At 62.0% G+C, this 18,648-nt stretch carries 17 protein-coding genes and 1 riboswitch; of the genes, 6 read left to right on the top strand and 11 right to left on the bottom strand.

Annotated elements, in window-relative coordinates; all coding sequences use genetic code 11:
* Nucleotides 1-262: 262 nt before the first annotated feature.
* Nucleotides 263-937 carry a class I SAM-dependent methyltransferase gene (locus FY528_RS01200; protein WP_149069159.1) on the top strand — a complete coding sequence of 225 codons (675 nt, stop codon included), beginning with the start codon at nucleotides 263-265 and terminating at the stop codon, nucleotides 935-937.
* A gap of 124 nt (nucleotides 938-1,061) precedes the next feature.
* Here FY528_RS01200 and uvrA read toward each other — a convergent pair whose 3' ends face one another.
* Nucleotides 1,062-3,593 (bottom strand): excinuclease ABC subunit UvrA, encoded by a 2,532-nt coding sequence (gene uvrA / locus FY528_RS01195; RefSeq protein ID WP_149069158.1) that lies wholly within the window; start codon nucleotides 3,591-3,593, stop codon nucleotides 1,062-1,064.
* A gap of 118 nt (nucleotides 3,594-3,711) precedes the next feature.
* Nucleotides 3,712-3,837: a hypothetical protein gene (locus tag FY528_RS21465; RefSeq protein WP_262383875.1), complete on the bottom strand. Its 126-nt coding sequence runs from the start codon at nucleotides 3,835-3,837 to the stop codon at nucleotides 3,712-3,714.
* A gap of 204 nt (nucleotides 3,838-4,041) precedes the next feature.
* Between FY528_RS21465 and FY528_RS01190 the strand changes: the two genes are divergently transcribed.
* Nucleotides 4,042-4,434, top strand: a complete 393-nt coding sequence (locus FY528_RS01190; RefSeq protein WP_149069157.1) for a hypothetical protein — start codon at nucleotides 4,042-4,044, stop codon at nucleotides 4,432-4,434.
* 7 nt (nucleotides 4,435-4,441) lie between these two features.
* Here FY528_RS01190 and FY528_RS01185 read toward each other — a convergent pair whose 3' ends face one another.
* Nucleotides 4,442-5,758 carry a leucine-rich repeat-containing protein kinase family protein gene (locus FY528_RS01185; protein ID WP_149069156.1) on the bottom strand — a complete coding sequence of 439 codons (1,317 nt, stop codon included), beginning with the start codon at nucleotides 5,756-5,758 and terminating at the stop codon, nucleotides 4,442-4,444.
* 135 nt (nucleotides 5,759-5,893) lie between these two features.
* Nucleotides 5,894-6,008, top strand: a riboswitch (SAM riboswitch).
* Nucleotides 6,009-6,148: 140 nt separating this feature from the next.
* On the opposite strand from FY528_RS01185, the gene FY528_RS01180 reads away from it, so the two are divergent.
* Nucleotides 6,149-7,351 (top strand): trans-sulfuration enzyme family protein, encoded by a 1,203-nt coding sequence (locus tag FY528_RS01180; RefSeq protein ID WP_149069155.1) that lies wholly within the window; start codon nucleotides 6,149-6,151, stop codon nucleotides 7,349-7,351.
* Nucleotides 7,352-7,443: 92 nt separating this feature from the next.
* Nucleotides 7,444-8,727, top strand: coding sequence for a homoserine dehydrogenase (locus FY528_RS01175; RefSeq protein ID WP_149069154.1), 1,284 nt, complete (start codon nucleotides 7,444-7,446; stop codon nucleotides 8,725-8,727).
* Between the two features lie 94 nt (nucleotides 8,728-8,821).
* Here FY528_RS01175 and FY528_RS01170 read toward each other — a convergent pair whose 3' ends face one another.
* From FY528_RS01170 to FY528_RS01140, 7 genes are all read right to left on the bottom strand, one after another.
* Nucleotides 8,822-10,330: an NCS1 family nucleobase:cation symporter-1 gene (locus tag FY528_RS01170; RefSeq protein WP_149069153.1), complete on the bottom strand. Its 1,509-nt coding sequence runs from the start codon at nucleotides 10,328-10,330 to the stop codon at nucleotides 8,822-8,824.
* Between the two features lie 162 nt (nucleotides 10,331-10,492).
* Nucleotides 10,493-12,100: a protein adenylyltransferase SelO gene (locus FY528_RS01165; RefSeq protein ID WP_149069152.1), complete on the bottom strand. Its 1,608-nt coding sequence runs from the start codon at nucleotides 12,098-12,100 to the stop codon at nucleotides 10,493-10,495.
* Nucleotides 12,101-12,316: 216 nt separating this feature from the next.
* Nucleotides 12,317-14,047, bottom strand: a complete 1,731-nt coding sequence (locus FY528_RS01160) for a T9SS type A sorting domain-containing protein (protein ID WP_149069151.1) — start codon at nucleotides 14,045-14,047, stop codon at nucleotides 12,317-12,319.
* A gap of 229 nt (nucleotides 14,048-14,276) precedes the next feature.
* Nucleotides 14,277-14,813, bottom strand: a complete 537-nt coding sequence (locus tag FY528_RS01155; protein ID WP_149069150.1) for a YfiT family bacillithiol transferase — start codon at nucleotides 14,811-14,813, stop codon at nucleotides 14,277-14,279.
* Between the two features lie 190 nt (nucleotides 14,814-15,003).
* Nucleotides 15,004-15,279 carry a hypothetical protein gene (locus FY528_RS01150; RefSeq protein ID WP_149069149.1) on the bottom strand — a complete coding sequence of 92 codons (276 nt, stop codon included), beginning with the start codon at nucleotides 15,277-15,279 and terminating at the stop codon, nucleotides 15,004-15,006.
* A gap of 29 nt (nucleotides 15,280-15,308) precedes the next feature.
* Complete coding sequence (locus FY528_RS01145) at nucleotides 15,309-15,650, bottom strand: hypothetical protein (protein ID WP_149069148.1); 342 nt, start codon at nucleotides 15,648-15,650, stop codon at nucleotides 15,309-15,311.
* 17 nt (nucleotides 15,651-15,667) lie between these two features.
* Nucleotides 15,668-15,937, bottom strand: a complete 270-nt coding sequence (locus FY528_RS01140) for a hypothetical protein (RefSeq protein ID WP_149069147.1) — start codon at nucleotides 15,935-15,937, stop codon at nucleotides 15,668-15,670.
* Nucleotides 15,938-16,288: 351 nt separating this feature from the next.
* Here FY528_RS01140 and FY528_RS01135 point away from each other — a divergent pair, with 351 nt between their 5' ends.
* Both FY528_RS01135 and FY528_RS01130 read left to right on the top strand, forming a co-directional pair.
* A complete protein-coding gene (locus FY528_RS01135; RefSeq protein ID WP_149069146.1) occupies nucleotides 16,289-17,200 on the top strand; it encodes an alpha/beta hydrolase in 912 nt (303 codons plus the stop codon).
* A 153-nt stretch (nucleotides 17,201-17,353) separates the two neighbouring features.
* Nucleotides 17,354-17,767, top strand: coding sequence for a hypothetical protein (locus FY528_RS01130; RefSeq protein WP_149069145.1), 414 nt, complete (start codon nucleotides 17,354-17,356; stop codon nucleotides 17,765-17,767).
* A gap of 24 nt (nucleotides 17,768-17,791) precedes the next feature.
* On the opposite strand, the gene FY528_RS01125 is transcribed toward FY528_RS01130, so the two are convergent.
* A complete protein-coding gene (locus tag FY528_RS01125) occupies nucleotides 17,792-18,613 on the bottom strand; it encodes a GNAT family N-acetyltransferase (protein ID WP_149069144.1) in 822 nt (273 codons plus the stop codon).
* Nucleotides 18,614-18,648 lie beyond the last annotated feature (35 nt).

Genomic DNA, 18,648 nt, shown 5'->3' with positions numbered 1-18,648 from the left:
AAAGATACGACCAAGCGGTACAATAAGACCGGGGCATGACTACCGAAAATTTCTGTTCCATTACGTATCCGATTAAGCCTCTTTACTTCCAGCTTTTTCGGAGATTAGCGCATCGCGTAAGCATCGGTTGCGGGCCTTCTCCGTTGGATGGCCCCCCTGGGCTTGGCTGTAGCAGCCAAGCCCAGGGGGGTGCTTAGACTGCTCTGCCAAAGCCAACGCCGGCCAGAAACAAATTTCCAGCGGTTCTCTTGGTTGTCGTGTTATGCCAGTTCCACCACCCGGTTCTTCTCCCGCCCACTTCAGCAACCTGCCTCCCCCCACGAATGCCACGCCGGCCCAGCTGCGCGAGTATGAGCGGGGCCGCTGGAACCACTTCCTGGTAGATGAAGCCTGGCGGCGTACGCGCTTCAATGCCCAGCCCAATGCCTTATTAACCGAAACAATAGCGGGACTCACACCCGGCCAGGCGCTGGATGTGAACATGGGCGAAGGCCGCAACGCTCTGTACCTGGCCCAGCAAGGCTGGCAGGTGACGGGCGTAGACTTCGCCGACCAAGCCTTGCTGTATGCCCAGCAGCGGGCCCGGGAGTTGGGCGTTTTGCTGCGTACCCATGCCCAGGAGCTGGCCGCCTTCGACTGGGGTACGAATGCCTGGGACCTGGTGGTGCTCTGCTACGCCGACGACGAAGCCCACGTAGCGGAAGTGCACGCAGCGCTAAAACCGGGGGGCTTGCTCGTGTTCGAAAACTTCCATGCCGAGGTAAATGCGGCCTGGAATACTTCGCCAACCAAGCAAATAGGCTTTGACACTAATTACCTTCCCCAGCAGTACGCGGCGAATGGCTTCCGCATTGTGCGCTACGAAGAGCCCGTCGGTCCTGCTGACTTCACCAGGGAAACGCGGCGCCTGGTAAAGCTTGTTGCCCAGAAGCGCTAAAACATCTACGCTACTGCTGCTGAGCTCTACCAATTGGTTGGCGGTGCCGTAGATCAGCAAAGGCGCGTGAGTGCGCGACACCTCGCACCGCTGTGCACACTGGGGGCTCTTGCCTCTGTTAGAATTACTGCCGCAGAAAGCGTTGCAAGTAGGGAGCGGTGCGGCTTTCTTTGACTTTGGCAACCGCGGCGGGGGTTCCGGCAGCCACCACTTGTCCCCCTTCCTCGCCGGCACCGGGTCCAATGTCCAGTACCCAATCGGAGCCGGCCACGACGCGCATATCGTGCTCCACCACAATGACAGTGTTACCCGCTTCTACCAGGCCATCGAGCTGGGTGAGGAGCTTTTCTACGTCCGAAGGGTGCAGGCCGGTGGTAGGCTCATCCAGGATGTAGAGGGAGTTGCCGCGCTGGGCCCGCTGCAGCTCCGTAGCCAGCTTGATGCGCTGGGCTTCGCCCCCGCTGAGCTCGGTAGCGGGCTGGCCCAGGCGCAGATACCCCAGGCCCACCTCGCGCAGCACCGTGAGGGCCCGATGCACGGCAGGCTCATCAGCAAAAAAGGCCCAGGCGTCGTCCACGGTCAAACCCAGCACCTCGGCAATGTTCTTGTCGCGGTAGGTAATTTCCAGGGTTTTGGCGTTGTAGCGGGCTCCGTGGCAGACCGGGCAGGGGGCGTATACACTGGGCAAAAACAGCAGCTCGACCATTACAAACCCTTCGCCCTGGCAATTTTCGCAGCGGCCTTTGGCCACGTTAAAGGAAAACCGGCCGGCATCGTAGCGGCGCTTTTTGGCCGCGGGCGTGGCCGCGAACAGCTTGCGCACGTGGTCAAACAGCCCGGTGTACGTGGCCATGTTGGAGCGGGGCGTGCGACCAATAGGCTTCTGATCCACGCGCACGAGGCGCTTGATGTGCTCCATCCCGGCCACAATCCGGCCGCCGGTTTGCACCGGCGCGGCTTGCTCCAGTGGGTCGGTTTCTTCTTCCTCCGCCTCCACCGTTTGGCCCAGGCTTTCCGCTACCAGTTCTACCAGCACCTGGCTTACCAGGCTCGACTTGCCCGAACCCGACACGCCCGTGACAGTGGTAAACACGCCCAAGGGAAACTCCACGCTGAGGTTATCCAGATTGTTGCGCGTGATGCCCTGCAGCTTGAGCCAGCCGCTCGGGGTGCGCGGGGCGCGGCGCTCCGCCTGGGCTTCACTAAATAAATAGCGCCGCGTTTGGGAGGGCTCCACCTGGGCCAGCCCGGCCGGAATGCCGCTGTAGAGCACTTCGCCCCCCTGCTCCCCGGCGGCCGGGCCCACGTCCACGAGCCAGTCGGCCTGGCGCACTACGTCCAGGTTGTGCTCCACCACAAACAGGGAGTTGCCGGCTTTTTTCAGGGTATGCAGTGCGCTGAGCAGGGCTTCCGTGTCGGAGGGGTGCAGGCCCGCCGAGGGCTCATCGAGCACATAGACCACCCCAAACAAGTTGGAATACAGCTGGGTAGCCAGGCGCAGGCGTTGCAACTCGCCCGGCGACAATGTAGGCGTGCTGCGCTCCAAAGCCAGGTAGCCCAGACCCAGATCCAGTAACACCGACAGGCGGGCGCACAAATCTTCGGCTATGCGCTGAGCTACGATGATTTGCTCGGGGTGAGCCGCGTCGTGCTTTTTGCGCCCCGCGGCGGTACCATCGGCGTAGGGCTTAAGTAGCGCAGCTACCCGCTTGAGCGGCAGGCGGGCCATGTCGGCAATGTCGAGGCCGGCAAACTTCACAGCCAACGACTCGGGGCGCAGGCGCTTGCCCTGGCAGGTGGGGCACTCGGTGCTAAGCATGTACTGCAGGGCCCGCTTTTTCATCAGCGGGCTTTGCGTAGTGGCGAAGGTGTGCAGCACGTGGCGCTTCACGCCCGTGAAGGTGCCCATGTAGTTTGGCGGCTCCCGGCGCTTAAGGGCCCGCTGCGTTTCCTCGGGCGAATAGCCAGGGTATACGGGCACCACGGGCTGCTCCTCAGTGAACAGAATCCAGTCCCGGTCTTTCTGGGGCAGGTCTTTCCAGGGCGTGTCCACATCGTAGCCCAGCGTGACGAGGATGTCGCGCTGGTTTTGCCCGCCCCAGGCCTGGGGCCAGGCCGCAATGGCCCGCTCCCGGATAGTGAGCGTGGGGTCGGGCACCATGGTTTGCTCCGTCACTTCGTAGATGCGGCCCAGGCCGTGGCACTGCGGGCAGGCCCCCTCAGGCGTGTTGGGCGAAAATCCCTCGGCGTACACGATGCTTTGGCCCACGGGGTAGTCGCCGGCCCGGGAATAGAGCATGCGCAGCAAGTTGGACAAGGTTGTAACCGAGCCTACCGAGGAGCGGGTAGTGGGTGTACCGCGCTGCTGCTGCAGGGCTACGGCCGGGGGCAGCCCGTCAATGCTATCCACCTCGGGCACGGCCATCTGGTGAAACAGCCGCCGCGCGTACGGCGACACCGACTCCAGGTAGCGGCGCTGGGCTTCGGCGTAGAGCGTACCAAACGCCAGGGAGGATTTGCCCGAGCCTGACACGCCGGTAAACACGACCAAGGCGTCGCGGGGAATGTCTACGTCTACGTTTTTGAGGTTGTGTTCCCGGGCCCCGCGCACGCGCACAAAGCCATCAAGGTTAGAAGAAGCAGAGGAAGGCGTCATGGGCCAAAATACGGCAGTAAACCGATTGTGGCTGGTTTTCCCTACGCTACACTATACACCACTGCCAGCGTCCAGGCCCCACTGATGCTGCCTTTCGCTTAACCAGGGGTTCGTATAATTACTTGAAAAACAAGCCATACAGCAGCCAGGCCACGGCAATCAATGCCATAACGTACCAGCCCCACTTCGTGTAGCGGTCATCAAAATCAGGGCGCGGGGCGCGGTTCATTCCGGGCATTTTCATGGTCATGCAGAAATTAGAGAGCCTGAAGACAAAGAGAGTAGCTATCCAGCCGGGAGTTACGTAAAAGCAGGCGGAAAACGTTTCTACCCGGTGGTTAGCCAGCAACGTAGAATAGAGGCGCCCTATATAGCGCAAATACCCGTCGCAACCCGTATCTTCCTAGCCAGCCAAGCTCCTCCGTACAGCCGCCCCGCTCCTTGTCCAATGCGCACCTTCTACGATACGCCGTCGTTGTCCATTGCTTTCGATGAGGAAAACCAATGGCTGTACGTGGAGTGGAAAGGCCAGCACGACGCCGTATCGGCTAAAAAAGGGGGCGAGCTGGTGCTGCACTACCTGCAAAGCTGCTCCTGCTACAAGATGCTCAACGACAACAGCCAGGTAACCAGCGAGTGGGAAAAGGGCGCCCGCTGGGTAGGCGGGCACTACTACACGACCCTGGCGGAAAAGGGCATCCGGTTTGTTGCCTGGATTTGCCCTCCGCACTGGCCGGCGCGCAAGTCCATGGAAACCGCCATGCTGTTCGTGACCCAGCCCATGGTCGTCTTGTTTGACGACGTTGCTTCCGGCTATTCCTGGCTCCTCAGGCAGGCCTAAGACGGCTTTATATCTTCTGCAGCAGCCGGGCTATTTCCGCAAAAGACGGCCGCTCGGCTACTACAGGCCGGGCACATTGCTGCTGCAGCGCCCATAGGGTCGTTAGGCGTTCATCTTTCTGGCTCGCCGGGCAATGCGTCAGCAGTTCCTCCAACAGGCAGCCAAAGGCCCGCACCTCCAGTTGCTGTAGGGCTTCGGCCTGCGCAGCGTCCTGGCCCCTGGTAAAACTGGCCGCCCCAAAGTCCGTCAGCAAGGCTTCACCCGCAGTCGTCGTCAGGATATTGTGGGCGTACAGGTCACCATGCAGGATACCGCGGGCATGGAGCTGGGCTGCCGCCTCCGCTACCCGCTCCCCTATCCGCACTGCCGTTTCCAGGCTCCAGGCAGCGGAGGCTGGGTATACGTCACGGGTGCAGGTCGTAAAGCTGGGCGGCCCGGCCAGAATGGAAAATTCGGGCGCTATCAGCTCCAATACCAGGCCCTCGGCCTGCTGCGGTTGGCCAGCTACCTGCCCCAGCACGGGTATCAACCCCGCGTGCGTGCCGGCGCTGATGCAAGCCACCATTTCGCTGTGCGGCAATCCGTCACTGGTTACGGCGCCCTTGAACAGTTTTACGGCTACCGCCTTACGGTCCGTAGGCTTCTGCCACTCCGCCCGGTAAATCACCCCAGACGCGCCCTCGCCCAACTGCTGTTGCACCGCCATTTCTTCCCAACGGATTTTCGGAATAGGCTGCTGCGCCAGCGCCGTGGCTTCGGCTTGTTCACTAAGCGGGTTACCCGCGTAGGCCAACCAGCTCAGGCGGGGCAGGGTGAGCAGCCAGGCTGGCAGCTCCGCTAGGCGGTTGGCCGAAATGCGCAGCAGCTCCAGGGCCGTGCAGGCCGCCATTTCGGGTGGCAGCGCGGTGAGGTGGTTACCGGCGAGCATGAGCTTTTGCAGCTGCCCGCACCGGCCAATTTCGGGCGGTAGCGCCGTGAGTTGGTTGTCAGTCAGAATCAGCCAGCGCAGCTTGGGCGGCAGCGCGGCGGCGGGCAGCGTCCGGATCTGGTTAGCCTTGAAGCCCACCATTTCCAATTCCGGGCATTGCCCCAGCACCTCGGGCACCTCAGTAAACTGGTTATCGGAGCAGAAAAGGATGCGCAGCTTGCGCAGGCGGCCCAGGTCGGGGGGCAGGCTGCAGATGGCGTTGCCGGAAAGGTTGAGGATTTCCAGCGAGTCGGCCAGGTCAAGGATTTCGCGCGGGAACTCCGTGAGGCCTTCTGCCAGATCGAGGCGGGTAGTGCCGGCCAGGTCGCCGCGGCGCAGTTGCTCCAGGGTGTGCATGCGGGCAAAGGTCGGGGTTTGCGCTGGCTGCGTTTGGCCGGGCAGGCTATTTTTCTGCCCTCTTCAAAAATTTTCAAAAAAATTTGCGCGAAAAAAATCCGGTTGTACATTTGCCCTGCGCTCCATGCCACGGAGCACTTATCAAGAAAGGCGGAGGGACAGGCCCTGTGATGCCTTAGCAACCAGTAGAAATACCAGGTGCTAAATCCTGTTCTGAGTCGGCTTCGGTCGGCGCGGAAGAAGATAAGTTAAAAGATGCCTACCGTCTGCAGCGGTCTTGCTCTTCTGACTTGTCGGGAGGGCTTTTTTTATGCTCTTTCGGTAAGAAATCTTGCATAAGTGTCTGGGCAACAAGGTGCGTTTTCGTCTAACCACAAAACGGCCAACCCCATGCAATCTGCCACTCGCCTCCTCCAGTCCATTCCCGTTGATGAGCTCACCGGCGCCATCTCCGTGCCGATTTATCAGACCTCGACCTTCGTGCAGGAGGCCCCTGGGGTAAACAAGGGCTACGACTACGCCCGCACCGGCAACCCCACGCGCCGCGCCCTCGAAAATATCCTAGCCACCCTTGAGTATGGCCACTCCGGCTACGCCTTCGCCTCGGGCCTAGCGGCCATTGATGCGGTGGTGAAGCTGCTCTCGGCCGGCGACCAGATCGTGGCCATCGACGACCTGTACGGTGGGGCCTTCCGCCTGTTCGAGCACGTGTACCGCCGCTTCGGCATCGACATTGTGTACTGCGACACCACCGACCCGGCGCAGGTAGCTGCCGCCCTCACCGACAAAACCAAGCTGGTGTGGCTGGAGTCGCCCTCCAACCCTACCCTGAAAGTATCGGACATTGCCGCTATTGCCGACATTGCCCACGCCCACGGCGCCTGGCTGTGCGTGGATAACACCTTCGCCTCGCCCGTGCTGCAGCAGCCCATCAAGCTGGGAGCTGATATCGTGGTCCACAGCGCCACCAAGTACCTGGGCGGCCACTCTGACCTCATTGCCGGCGCCGTGGTAGCGGCCACCGAGGAAATCGGCCTGCAGTTGAAATTCATCCAAAACGCTTCGGGCGGTATCCTGGGGCCGTTCGATTCCTTCCTCGTGATTCGGGGGCTGGAAACCCTGCCCCTGCGCATTGAGCGTCACTGTAGCACGGCCCTGAAAGTGGCCCAGTTCCTGCAGACGCGCCCCGAAGTGCGGGCCGTATACTACCCTGGCCTTGAAGAGCACCCTAACCACGCGGTAGCCAAAAAGCAGCAGCCCGGCGGTTTCGGCGGCATCATTGCCCTCGTACTCGAAGACGACACCCAGGAAGCCGCCACCCAGGTGGTAACGGGCACCAAGTACTTCCACCTGGCCGAAAGCCTTGGCGGTGCCAAGAGCCTGCTTTGCCACCCAGCTACCATGACGCATAAGTCCACGCCCGTGGCCCAACGCCGCGCCGCCGGCGTCGCCGACAGCCTGATTCGCCTGAGCGTGGGTTTGGAGGATGCTGAAGACCTCATTGCCGACCTGGCCCAGGCCCTGGACCGCCTGAGCGAAGCCAAGGAAACCCTGAAGGAGGCCGTGCGCGAAGCCGAAGCCCAGCTGGCGTAAGAGTACAGAAATTATTGACCGTCATGCCTCGGCTGCGCTCAGCCTGACGGTCAACAGCAGAATGACGCCTTTTTTGCATTTGCACAAGCATTATGAATCGTAACGACATCCGCATTGGGCTGTTTGGTTTTGGGGTGGTAGGCCAGGGCTTGCACACGGTACTGGAACGCACCCCCGGTTTGCGGGCCCGCATCGGCCGCATTGGGGTGAAGGACCGCACCAAAGCCCGAAACCTGCCCGCCGAGCTGTTCACCTTTGACCGCGACGAAGTCTTGGACGACCCCACGCTCAACGTCATTGTGGAGCTGATTGACGACGCCGATGAGGCCTACCGCATTGTGACCGGGGCCCTGCGCCGGGGCAAAGCCGTGGTGACGGCCAACAAGAAAATGCTGGCCGAGCACCTGCAGGAGCTCATTGAGCTGCAGCGCGAAACCAACACCCCCCTGCTCTACGAAGCCGCCGCCTGCGCCTCCCTGCCCGTTATTCGCAACCTAGAGGAGTACTACGATACCGACTTGCTGGAAGCAGTGGAAGGCATCATCAACGGCTCCACCAACTACATTCTCACGGCCATGCACCGCGATGCGCTGACCTTCGCGGCGGCCCTGCGCAAGGCTCAGGAGCTGGGCTTCGCCGAGAGCAACCCTGCCCTCGATGTGGAAGGCCTCGACGCCCGTAATAAGCTGGTGCTGCTGCTGGCCCACGCCTTTGGGCTGGTAGCCCGGCCCGAGGACATTCTGGCCGTGGGCATCACGGGCATCAGTGACCTAGCCAGCAGCTACGCCCGTGAAAAAGGCCTGGTGCTGAAGCTGGTGGCCGAAGCCCGCCGCCTGCCCAACGGGGGCGTGGCCGCGGCCGTGCTGCCTACCCTGGTGCGCCCCGAGCACGAGCTGGCCCGCGTGCAGGACGAGTACAACGGCCTCATCACCCAAAGCAACTTCGCCGACCGGCAGTTTTTTCTGGGCAAAGGCGCCGGTGCTGTACCGACCGCCTCGGCAGTCCTCAGCGACCTATCGGCCCTGACCTACGGCTACCGTTATGAGTATAAGAAGCTCCACCAAGAAAGCACCCTGGCCCTCACGCCGACGGATGCCGAAGCTGATGTGCTGGTGACCTTCGGCGCCGAACACGCCCCCGACCGCGCCGATTTCAGCGCCATTCACGAATATTTCCATTCCCAGGAGTTGGGATACTACCTCACGGGCACCATTGGGCTGGATCAACTGGCGCAGGCCGCGTGGCTGCGGCTGCCGGGCATCAGCATCGTGCGGCTGCCAACGCCGTTGCGGGCCGTGACAACAGCACCTGCGTCGGAAACCGGTCCCGTCGTGCGGGCCGCATGGGCAACCGATGAAGCGGTGAGTCCGCTGTAGTCTCCAATTTTCCTGTTCAACCAGAACGCCCTGCCAGGTAGTACCTGGCAGGGCGTTCTGGTTTGAGGAGGCTACTACTAAATCCCTTTCAGTTTTAGGCCACCTCCGGAGAAACCAGCGGAGGCACTACAGCCATGCGGGTTTGGGGGCGCATGAGCAGCACGTAGAGGCCACCGGCCAGCAAGAACCCCACAAACCAGGCGTAGTTGTACACGGCCGCCAGCCAAGGCCACACGGTACCCGCCGGCAAAGCCCCCACTGCCTGCAGAAAGCCCGGGATGTTGGGCAGAATACCAATGCCTAAGGCCAGCATGGCGGCGTAGTTGATACCATTTTGGTAAGTGTAGCGGCCCTGGTACTGGTAGAGGTCGGGCACGTGGAGCTGCTGGTGGCGCAGCAGGTAGTAATCGGCAATCATGATGCCGCCGATGGGCCCCAGCAGCGCGGAGTAGCCTACTAGCCAGGTAAAAATGTAGCCGGAGGGGTCGGCAATAAGCTTCCAGGGAAAGATGAGCAGGCCGATGACGCCGGTGATGTAGCCGCCCGTGGTGAAGGATATTTTCTCGGGGGCGAAGTTGGCGAAGTCGTTGGCGGGGCTGACGATGTTGGCGGCAATGTTGGTAGCCAGCGTCGATAACGCCACGGCCAGCATGGCTACGCTCACCAGCACTTTACTATCGAACTTACCAGCCAGCACCACCGGGTCCCAGATGGTTTGCCCGTAAATCACGAACGTGGCCGACGTGACAACTACGCCCACAAAGGAAAATAGCGTCATCGACGAAGGCAGCCCCAGGGCCTGACCCAGCACCTGGGCCCGCTGGCTGATGGCGTAGCGGGTGAAATCAGGAATATTGAGGGAAAGCGTGGCCCAGAAACCCACCATGCCCGTGAGCGAAGGAAAGAAGAACGCCCAAAACTCGGCCGACGTGGCAAATTTGGCCGGCTGCGCGAGAATCGGCCCCAGGCCTTTCCCGGCTGAAATGGCCCACCACAGCAAGGCCGCTGCCGCTACCGGCAGGAAAAATGCCTTGAACACCAGCAGCTTCTTGATGCTGTCGACCCCCAGGTACACCACGTACATGTTCAGCAGCCAAAACAGAAAAAAGGTAATGGCCGGCCCCGTGGCCAGCCCCCAGGAATCCGGAAACACGGCGGGCAGCGTGGCCAGCCCCGGCACCCATAGTACGGCCATCTGATACAGGGCGTAGCCCCCAATCCAGGTCTGAATACCAAACCAGCCGCAGGCAATAATGGCGCGCAACAGCGCCGGCACGTTGGCGCCACGCACCCCAAACGACGCTCGCGCAAAAACCGGGAACGGAATACCATACTTCGCCCCGGCGTGCCCATTAAGCAGCATAGGCACCAGCACCACCGTGTTGCCCAGGAAAATGGTGAGCAAAGCCTGCCACCAGTTCATGCCGCCCTCAATAAGGGAGCTGGCTAGCATGTAGGTCGGAATGCACAAGCTCATGCTGATCCAGAGGGCAGCGTAGTTAGCGCTGGTCCAGGTGCGGGCGGCGGCGGGCACGGGGGCCAGGTCGGAGCTGGTGAGGCCGGCGCTGGGCTGGTCGTTTACGGAGGTAGCTAGTACTTGCATAGAGCAGCGCCTTGACAGGTTTACTCCGTAAGTAAAGCAGAGAAAGCACGTTACGCAAGTAGCAGGCTCTAAGGCCGTATGGGTATCGACCAAAACATGCCACTGCTCGTGGATAGGTGTAAGCGCGGGGCAACTCCCGCGCGTCACGGACCTCGCCCCGCCTCAGGAGCTGCAGGAGAGCGTGGCGCTGCCGGGCTTTTCGCGGGCCCATTCCGGGCGCTTGGCGGCCAGCTCCTCGTGCTCAGGCTGCTCATCAAAGGGCGTTTTGAGCACGTGCAGCAAGCGGCGCACCCCCGACAGGTCGCCGGCCTCGGCGGCCTCAATAGCCTGCTGGGCCAGGTAGTTGCGCAGTACGTACTTGGGATTGGCCGCCAGCATTCCGTTCCGGATGGTTTCGGCGTCAGCTGTTTCCTGGCGCACGCGCTGCCCATACTGCTCCAGCCACTGCCGCAGCTGGTCCAGGCCCGCCGCGGGCGACTCGGGGTAGGCGGCCGTAGCGAGTAACTCGGTCCACGTAGCTTCTTCTTCGGCTTGCTGCGTCAACAGGGCGTAAGTGCAGTGCGAAAGGCGCCGGAAAAAGATGGTCATGTCAACCTGCGCCGCGGCCAGGGCTTCCAGCAGTGCATCGAGCAGTGGGGTATCGTCGGAAGCGGCAGCAGCGGTAAGGCCCAGCTTGCGGCGCAGCATCTCCTGGCGCTTGGCGGTGAACGTGGCCACATACTCGTCCAGGTGTGGGCGCAACGCCAAAGGGTCGGGTACCAGGGGCGTGAGGGCCTGGGCCAGGGCCATCAGGTTCCAGAGGCCAATGCGCGGCTGTTGCCCGAAGGCGTAGCGGTGGGTGGCAAAGTCGGTGGTGTTGGGCGTCCAGCCAGGTTCGTAGGGTTCCAGCCAGCCGTAGGGTCCGTAGTCAATGGTCAAGCCCAGAATGGACATGTTGTCGGTGTTCATCACCCCGTGCACAAACCCCACCGACATCCAGTGCGCCATAAGCACGGCCGTACGCTGGCACACCTCCGCAAACCAGCGCTCATACACCTCAGGGCTAGGCTCGCCCAGGGCCGGGAAATACCGCCGGATAACGTAGTCGGCCAGGCGGCGCAGGTTGTCGATTTCGCCCGTGGCGGCCAGCAGCTGGAAATTGCCGAAGCGCACGAAGGTGGGTGCTACCCTGGCCACAATGGCCCCCGGCTCGGGGCGGGCATTGCCGTTGTAAAACATGTCACGCACCACCAGGTCGCCGGTGGCTACCAGGCTCAGGGCCCGGGTGGTAGGCACGCCCAGGTGGTGCATGGCCTCGCTGCACAGAAACTCCCGAATGGAGGAGCGCAGCACGGCGCGGCCATCGGCGCGGCGCGAGTACGGGGTAGGTCCTGCGCCTTTAAGTTGGATTTCCCAGCTACTCGCGTCCGGGGCCTGCACCTCACCCAGGGAAATAGCGCGCCCGTCGCCGAGCTGTCCGGCCCAGCTGCCAAACTGGTGCCCCCCGTAGCGCGCCGCAAAGGGCTTCATCGATTCCAGCACGCGGTTGCCCGCCAGTACCTCCACGGCCGCTCCCTGCTCGGGCGGGCGGCGCAGCCCCAGCTCGGCAGCCAGCTCCTCCGACCAAGCCAGCAGGCGCGGGTCGGCTACGGGGGTGGGTACCACGCGGGAGTAGTGGTAGCCGGGCACTTGGCGGGGGGTGTTATCGAAAGTGGTGTCGCCGTTCATTTCCTCCACGAAGGAGTTCTGAAAGGTGGCATGCTCCAGGGACTGAGGGGCTGATGTTGTCATATACGAGAGTAGCTGGAAAACCCGAAAACCAAATTTACGGCGGGGCACCCGGCGGATGGGGCTAACGGAGGCTGCTGCTACCTACGTGTCTTGCCGCCAACAATGTTCCTACAGCCGGGTTGCGGCGTATTGGCACAAGGCGCTTAAGCAGCCGGTTTCAAGCGTACCCCCGAACTATAATCGTTTCAAGCAGGCAGTTACTGATTTTCACAGCGACTAGTTTTTCAGCCAGCGCACGGTGTGTGGCTGCCCCGCTATCGTGGCGTGCACAATGTAAGTGCCGGCCGGCAGCTCCGGCGCCCACAGCACCCACGACGTGGCGGTGGCACTCAACGTTTCCTGCTTCATCGTGCGCCCCACCGCGTCTACTACCCGAATTACAACGGGCTGCCGCCCCGCCTGCGGCCAGTGCAGCGCGGGCGCGGCGGCCGGGTTCGGAAACAGCTCCAGCCGGCCCCGTGCAGCCAGCGCAGTGGCGGCCGTAACTGTATTGCCCAGGGTGCCGTCGGCCAGAATGTTCTGGGCATAGACGCCCATTCCCTGCCGATAATCTTCCCAGACCATAGCCAGCGACTCATCGGCCAGCAGCGTGGTTACGGCAGAGGACTTGATGGTGGCATCCGTCGTAAGCAGGCGGGGGCTGTCGGCCCAGCGTGCTTGGCCTTCATAGGTCAGGCGCAGGGCAGCCATAGCCCCTGCTTCCCCTACGAAGCGCTGCATGTGCAGGGCCAGTACCAAGTCATGGCCCGTGTCGTTGAAGCCGAGCAGGTTGGGTTTTACCGTTTGCTGGGGTATCAGGGTGAAACCAGCTTCGCCGAGCAGGCGGGTACCGTCGGCGGCTTGCAGCTTCTGCAGGGCCAGCGCTTGAGAAGGAGCATAGGGGTCGAATACCTCATAGGCTACCCACACGGCCTGCTGGGTGGCGTTGTACTGGATTTTGGCAAATTGGGTCTGCAGGGTGCTGGCCACTCCAGGCGCTGCGGCCACGCCCGTGGTATTCCACCGCGCCCCGGTTTTCGTTACGTGCTGCACATATACTCCCAACCGCAGCTTATCGGGTCCGCCGGCGGCCTGCACGGCCACAAAGGCCCCACCGTCGCCGTCGCTCACAGCTAGGGGCCGACCGCCCAGGATACCATCCCCAGCAGTTGTTATCTGCGTGGGCGCTGCCCATTCCAGCGCCCCATTGGCCGCTATCCGCTGCATGTAAATCAGGTAGCTATTAGGGCCTTTTACAAAGCGCCGGTACGTGATGAGCACTCCTTCATCGGGGCCGGCGGCCAGCAGGTGGCTGGGTAACAGGTTGCCCAGGCTGGGGGCCTTAAGACGCGTCGGCTCCGCCCACTGGGGCTTACCATCAGTGGAGAGCTTTTGCAGGCAGATATACGAGCCGGTAGGGTCGGCGGTGGGTACGTAGGTCATCCAAGCCACTACTACCTCCTGAGCGGGCGTGATGGCCAAGTGCGGATTGGTGCCCCCGGTGGCCGGCGCGGTATCAAACAGGGAAGCGCCGGCCGGGCCCCACAGCAGGTCGCCGGCCGGGTTGATTTTCTGCACCAGCAGGTGCGAAGTACTGGTATGCACGGCCGCCGCCGGATACACGAGCAGGGCGTTGCCCGCAGCATCCGTCTGCAGATCATAGTTAGTGGTAAAATTTCCGGCCGGAGCAGGACTGATGGTCACGCCTTCCTTGCCCCACTGCGGCCGTCCCTGGGCGTTGAGGCGCTGCAGGTGCAGCCAGAACTTCCGGTTGGCATCGGCCTCCCACCACGCTATGTAGGTACCACCGGCCGCTATGGCTGCCACCCGCGGGTTGGCCTCAGTCCGGTCAATCACGTCCCGCACCAGCATGTTCTGGTCAATATCAGCAGACCACTGGCCAAAAACCGGCGTGGCCAGCAGGGCCCAACAGCAAGCCAGTGCGGCCGTGAGACGAGGATAATTCATGCGGTAGAGCACAATACTATAGGTGAATAGGTGGACCGAAGTAAGCCGGGCCAAAAACAAGAAAATATGTCTTTTCCCGCTTGCGCAGCAAGAGCACAGATCCACAAATATACACCCTGGCCCCTGCTCAAAGGCGCTGTATGGCCCGATTTGCTTGTAGAGCCGGGAAAATTCACTTGCTGGTTTTGCGACTGGTACCTAGCTACCCTTCGCCCGGCTGAGCAGCCCCCTATTCTACCGGGCGAAGCAGGTGCAGGTGAGCCAAGTGGTGCTGGCCATGCCAGGCATACTGCACTAGGGCCTGGTCGAGGGTATAGGTTTGCTGGTACAAAGGGTGAAAGAACGTGCGCCGCCACTGCGCGTCCGTGAGGTGCCAGAGCAGGGTAACCCAGCGCGAATGCAGAGCTTCCAACAGGGCCAGGGAAACCGTTATGGGCGTGGCGTCATTGTCGGGCAAAGCGGCCCAGGCATTCATGTCGAAGGGGCGAATGGTGGGGTGCTCTTCCGTGAGGGCCAGCCGAAAGCGAAGGTAGAAATTCAGGTGTACATCGGCTACGTGGTGCACTACCTGACGGCCCGTCCAGCCGCCTGGGCGGTACGAGTTTTCCAGGCGCACGCCCCCGGCGGCCCGGGCGGCCGCCGTTAGGGTCGCGGGCAGCGCCGCCAGCTGGTTGATGTAGCCGGCCCGCTGCGCAGCGGTGAGCGGGCCCTCCGGCAGCACGGGCCGGCCAATAGGATACTGTAGGTCGATAAGGTTGCTTTCCATAGGCCCAAACATAAACTGCGAACTACACCGGCGGCCCATGTCAACCCAAAAATTAACGTGAAGACAAACCTGTTTTTTCCATTTCCCGAAGGTGCCTTGCCCCAGCGCAACGGGCTAAAGCAAACAGGGCCCCGACAACTGCCGGAGCCCTGAAAAGCTTCAAGTAGAAGGGCCTTGCCCGCCAATACGGCTAAGACGACCTGGTGGAGTAATGCTCGTCAATGGCCTGTTCCATCGTTTCGCGCAAAACCATAATGAGCTTGGTTCGCTCGGTTTCGGGCATGCTCTGCATGGCCCGCTCGATGGTGAGGCGGTACACATGGGCCATGAAGTTGGCCCCGTAGGTGGTGAAGAACCCATCGTGGACTTTGCCAAACGCCTCTTTTTCGGCCGAGGAAATTGATAAGGAAAGGGCCAGCCATTCTTTGGCGTTGTTGGCCAGGCTGAGTTGCAGGTCTTGATCCATGAGTTGGGGCAGAAGGTAAAACGAGGCGCCTACTGGGCGCGGCGGTAGGGCCGGAACAGGTGGGGCACAAACACCGGGGCCAGCGGGCCAATGCCCCCGTGGGCGGCGTAAAAATGTTGGATGGCTCCTTCCAGCCCGACTCGGTCGGTTAGCGCCAGCGTGGTAAGCACGTCTTGCTGGTCGAGCGGGGCAATGAGCGTGCTCAGGCGGCAGCTGTCGATGCCGTAAGGATGCTCGATGTACAAGGCAGTACCATCCTGCGCCAGGTGCTGCTGCTGGTAGCGCCAGGCAGCGGCGAAGGGCAGTTGGCTGGACGTACGCTCGGGTTCAGTTGAGACAAAGCCAAGGCTTCGCAGGTAAGAATCAGTCATGAAAAACAGAAAAGGAATTAGGACGTGGTAATAACCTCCGCCGGCCAGTTTACTTGCCGCAGCAGCACTCGGAATTCGGCTTCGGAGGCCAGGCGCCCCTGAAAGCTGTACAGCAGTTGCCCGTTTACAGCCTCCAGCAGGGTGATTTCTAAATCTTCGTACAGCACAATGGTTTCCTGACCACAGTCGCTGGGACGGCTATACCGCGCCTGACCGGGCGGAGCCGTGAATTGTTTGAAGCCAAAGGCCCGCAGCAGCTCGGCCGATGGCTGGTAGTAGGAAGACATAAGGGAAGCCCGTAGGAGGGCGCACCGCCAACAGGCAGGGCGGAAAAGAGGGCGGCGGAGAAAACGCCGGTAGCACTGGCAGGCCAGCACCATCAACAAGCAGTACGGCGGCCGTTAAGTTCAGTTCGACTTCTCACCGATTGCGCCAGCCGAGGCGTCACAAGCCCATGCAAATAGCTGTTTTTCAAGCCCCTTTCCTAGTGCATCCGGCCAGATTTCCCCCGGCAGTGCCTTTGCTGCCTCTGGGGGCAGTATTCCGCCCGAAGTATTTTTGGCAGGGGCGGGAGGCAAACCAGAAAGCCCGGCGCTGGCGTATAGAAGCCGCCCGCTTTCGGGTTGTTTTTTCCTGTTATGAAGTTTTCTCCCTGGCTTTGCGGCGCCGTGCTGCTGCTCACCCCCGTGCTGCTTTTGGCAGCCCACGAATACGCCACAGCGCGCGCCAGCCTCCGCACCGCCGACTTGCCCTATGTGGCCGCGGCCGCCCCCGACTTCGACGCGGAGCGCCACCGCCTGGATGTGTATAGCCCGCGCAAGGGCACGGCGCCCCGGCCGGTGGTGGTCTTTATTCATGGTGGCAGCTGGAACAGCGGCAGCAAGGATTTTTACGCCTTCATCGGGCGGCGGCTGGCCCGGCAGGGCCTGGTAGCCGTGGTTGTCAACTACCGCCTTTCCCCGCAGGTGCAGGTGCCGGCCATGGCCTTCGACTGCGCCCGGGCCGTGCGCTGGACCGAGCAGCACATCCGGGAATATGGCGGCGACCCGGCCCGCATTTTCCTGCTGGGTCACTCGGCGGGTGGGGGCCTGGCGGCCCTGCTAGCCACCGACAACGCGCTGTTTGCCCGCCTGGGCCAGCCGCACAACCCTGTTCGGGGCGTGGTGCTTGATGATGCGGCCGGGCTGAACATGTATACTTACCTGCAAAAGCAGCAATACCCCGGCGACGCCGCCTACTTGGTGCCCTTCGGCCCCGATGCCCGCGTGTGGCAGCAGGTGTCGCCGTACTATCATCTCACCCGCCAGAGCCCGCCCTTCCTGGTATTTGTGGGCGGCAAGACCTACCCTTCCATCCGCAGCAGCAGCGAGGAGTTCTGCCAGCGGCTGCGGGACCTGGGGCAGGAACCGCGCTTTACCGTGCTGCCCGGCAAAAAGCACGCGGCCATGGTGCTGCAGCTATACTGGCCGCGCAACATTATCTATCAGCAGATCAAGGAGTTTGTGGGCCTTCCGCCTACGTCAGCCGCGCCGGCCGGGGCAGGCCACTAGCCGCCCTACCCTGCCCTTGCCCCGGACTGCATATTTTTAGGCCCTCCCTGGCAACTCCGCTCTTTCACTTGTTGTTGCAGTCTTGCTCGTCGCCCGCCTGCTTTGCACGGCAAGCGGCGGCCTTAAACTGTTTCTTCCCCACCCCCCGATTCTATGCTTCTGCCTGCCATGCGGCTGTATTTTGAAAACCCTGTGGGCCGTGTCTTGGAGCACCCCGACGGGTATGCCTACATCCAGTACCACCCCGGCCCCCGCAAGCTCCACCATTTACAAGCTTTTCTCACGCACACCAGCCAGCTGCTACGCCTGCGCAACTGGAACAAGCTCCTCGGCGACCAGCGCCAGATGGCTCCCTTCACCCCCGAGGAAAGTGAGTGGATTGTGGATTACTGGCTTTCGGCGAAAAACCAGGGTAGTAGTGTGTACGGGGCCGTGCTGTTGCCTGAAGACGTGTTTGCGCGGCTTTCCGTGAACAACATGCTGCAGGAAGCCAAAGCCGCCGCCCTCACCTACCGTATGTTCAGCAGCGAAGCCGACGCCATTGTTTGGCTGCGGCAGCAGGGTTAGCGCGCTGGGTATTTTTCTTGAAAATCAACTTCTTACCAACTGCCACTTTGTGCGGGTGTAGGCAATCCGAAACCCGTGCTTTTCGGCATTGCGCTGCGACTGGCTGCCGGGCAAGGCTCCCATCATAGCTAGTGTGCAGCCCTGGTTGGCGGCGTAGTGCAGGCGGGCCGCCAGCAAGGCCTGCTGCCCGCCCTGCCGTCGGCCCGCCGGGGTGGTGCTGGCTCCGGCCAGTAGGACCGCATCATCCTGTACGAAAAGTGCCCCCGTCGCAATGGGCTGGCCCGCCAGCTCTGCCAGGAAGGGCCGCGCCCCAATGCTTTGGGCACTGATCAGCCCAAACTCCTGCATGAATACGTCCAGACCCTGCATTTCGCTGGCCCAACCCGCCGCCGATACGCTGGCCCAAAGGGGCGCTTCGTCGGCCGAAAGCAGCCGGGTATGCAGTTGGGGATGGTGTTCACCCAAGACTGCTGCAGGGGCCAGCGGCAGCGGCAGATACAATACGCTGGTGTATTCGATGGGCTGGTAGCCCCGCTGGTTAAGCAAGGCCAGCAGCGAGGCATCAGCCAAAGGACTGATTTCGTGGAATACCGGTGCGCCCCTTTCCAGGAAGAACTCCTCCAGCTCGGCCAGATGCTCGGCTTCTGCTTCTGCAAATAAGCCGAGCCCAAAGGTTTGCGTAAGTGGGGAGTCGGGCCCGTCGAACATAGCGTAGGCACCGCCTACCTCGCGCCACTGCGCTCCGCTGTCTGGCTGCAGCCGGGCCCGGGCCTCTACGAAAGCGGCATTGCTTGCCCCTTCGGTGCGCTCGAGTCGTTGGGCCAGGGTTCGGTCAGAGTAAAGCATAAGCCGGAAAAGAATAAGGCAGCACTGCCACGGGC

The organism is Hymenobacter lutimineralis, assembly GCF_008271285.1.
GTDB lineage: Bacteria > Bacteroidota > Bacteroidia > Cytophagales > Hymenobacteraceae > Hymenobacter > Hymenobacter lutimineralis.
This window is presented reverse-complemented; position numbering and strand designations above follow the sequence as displayed.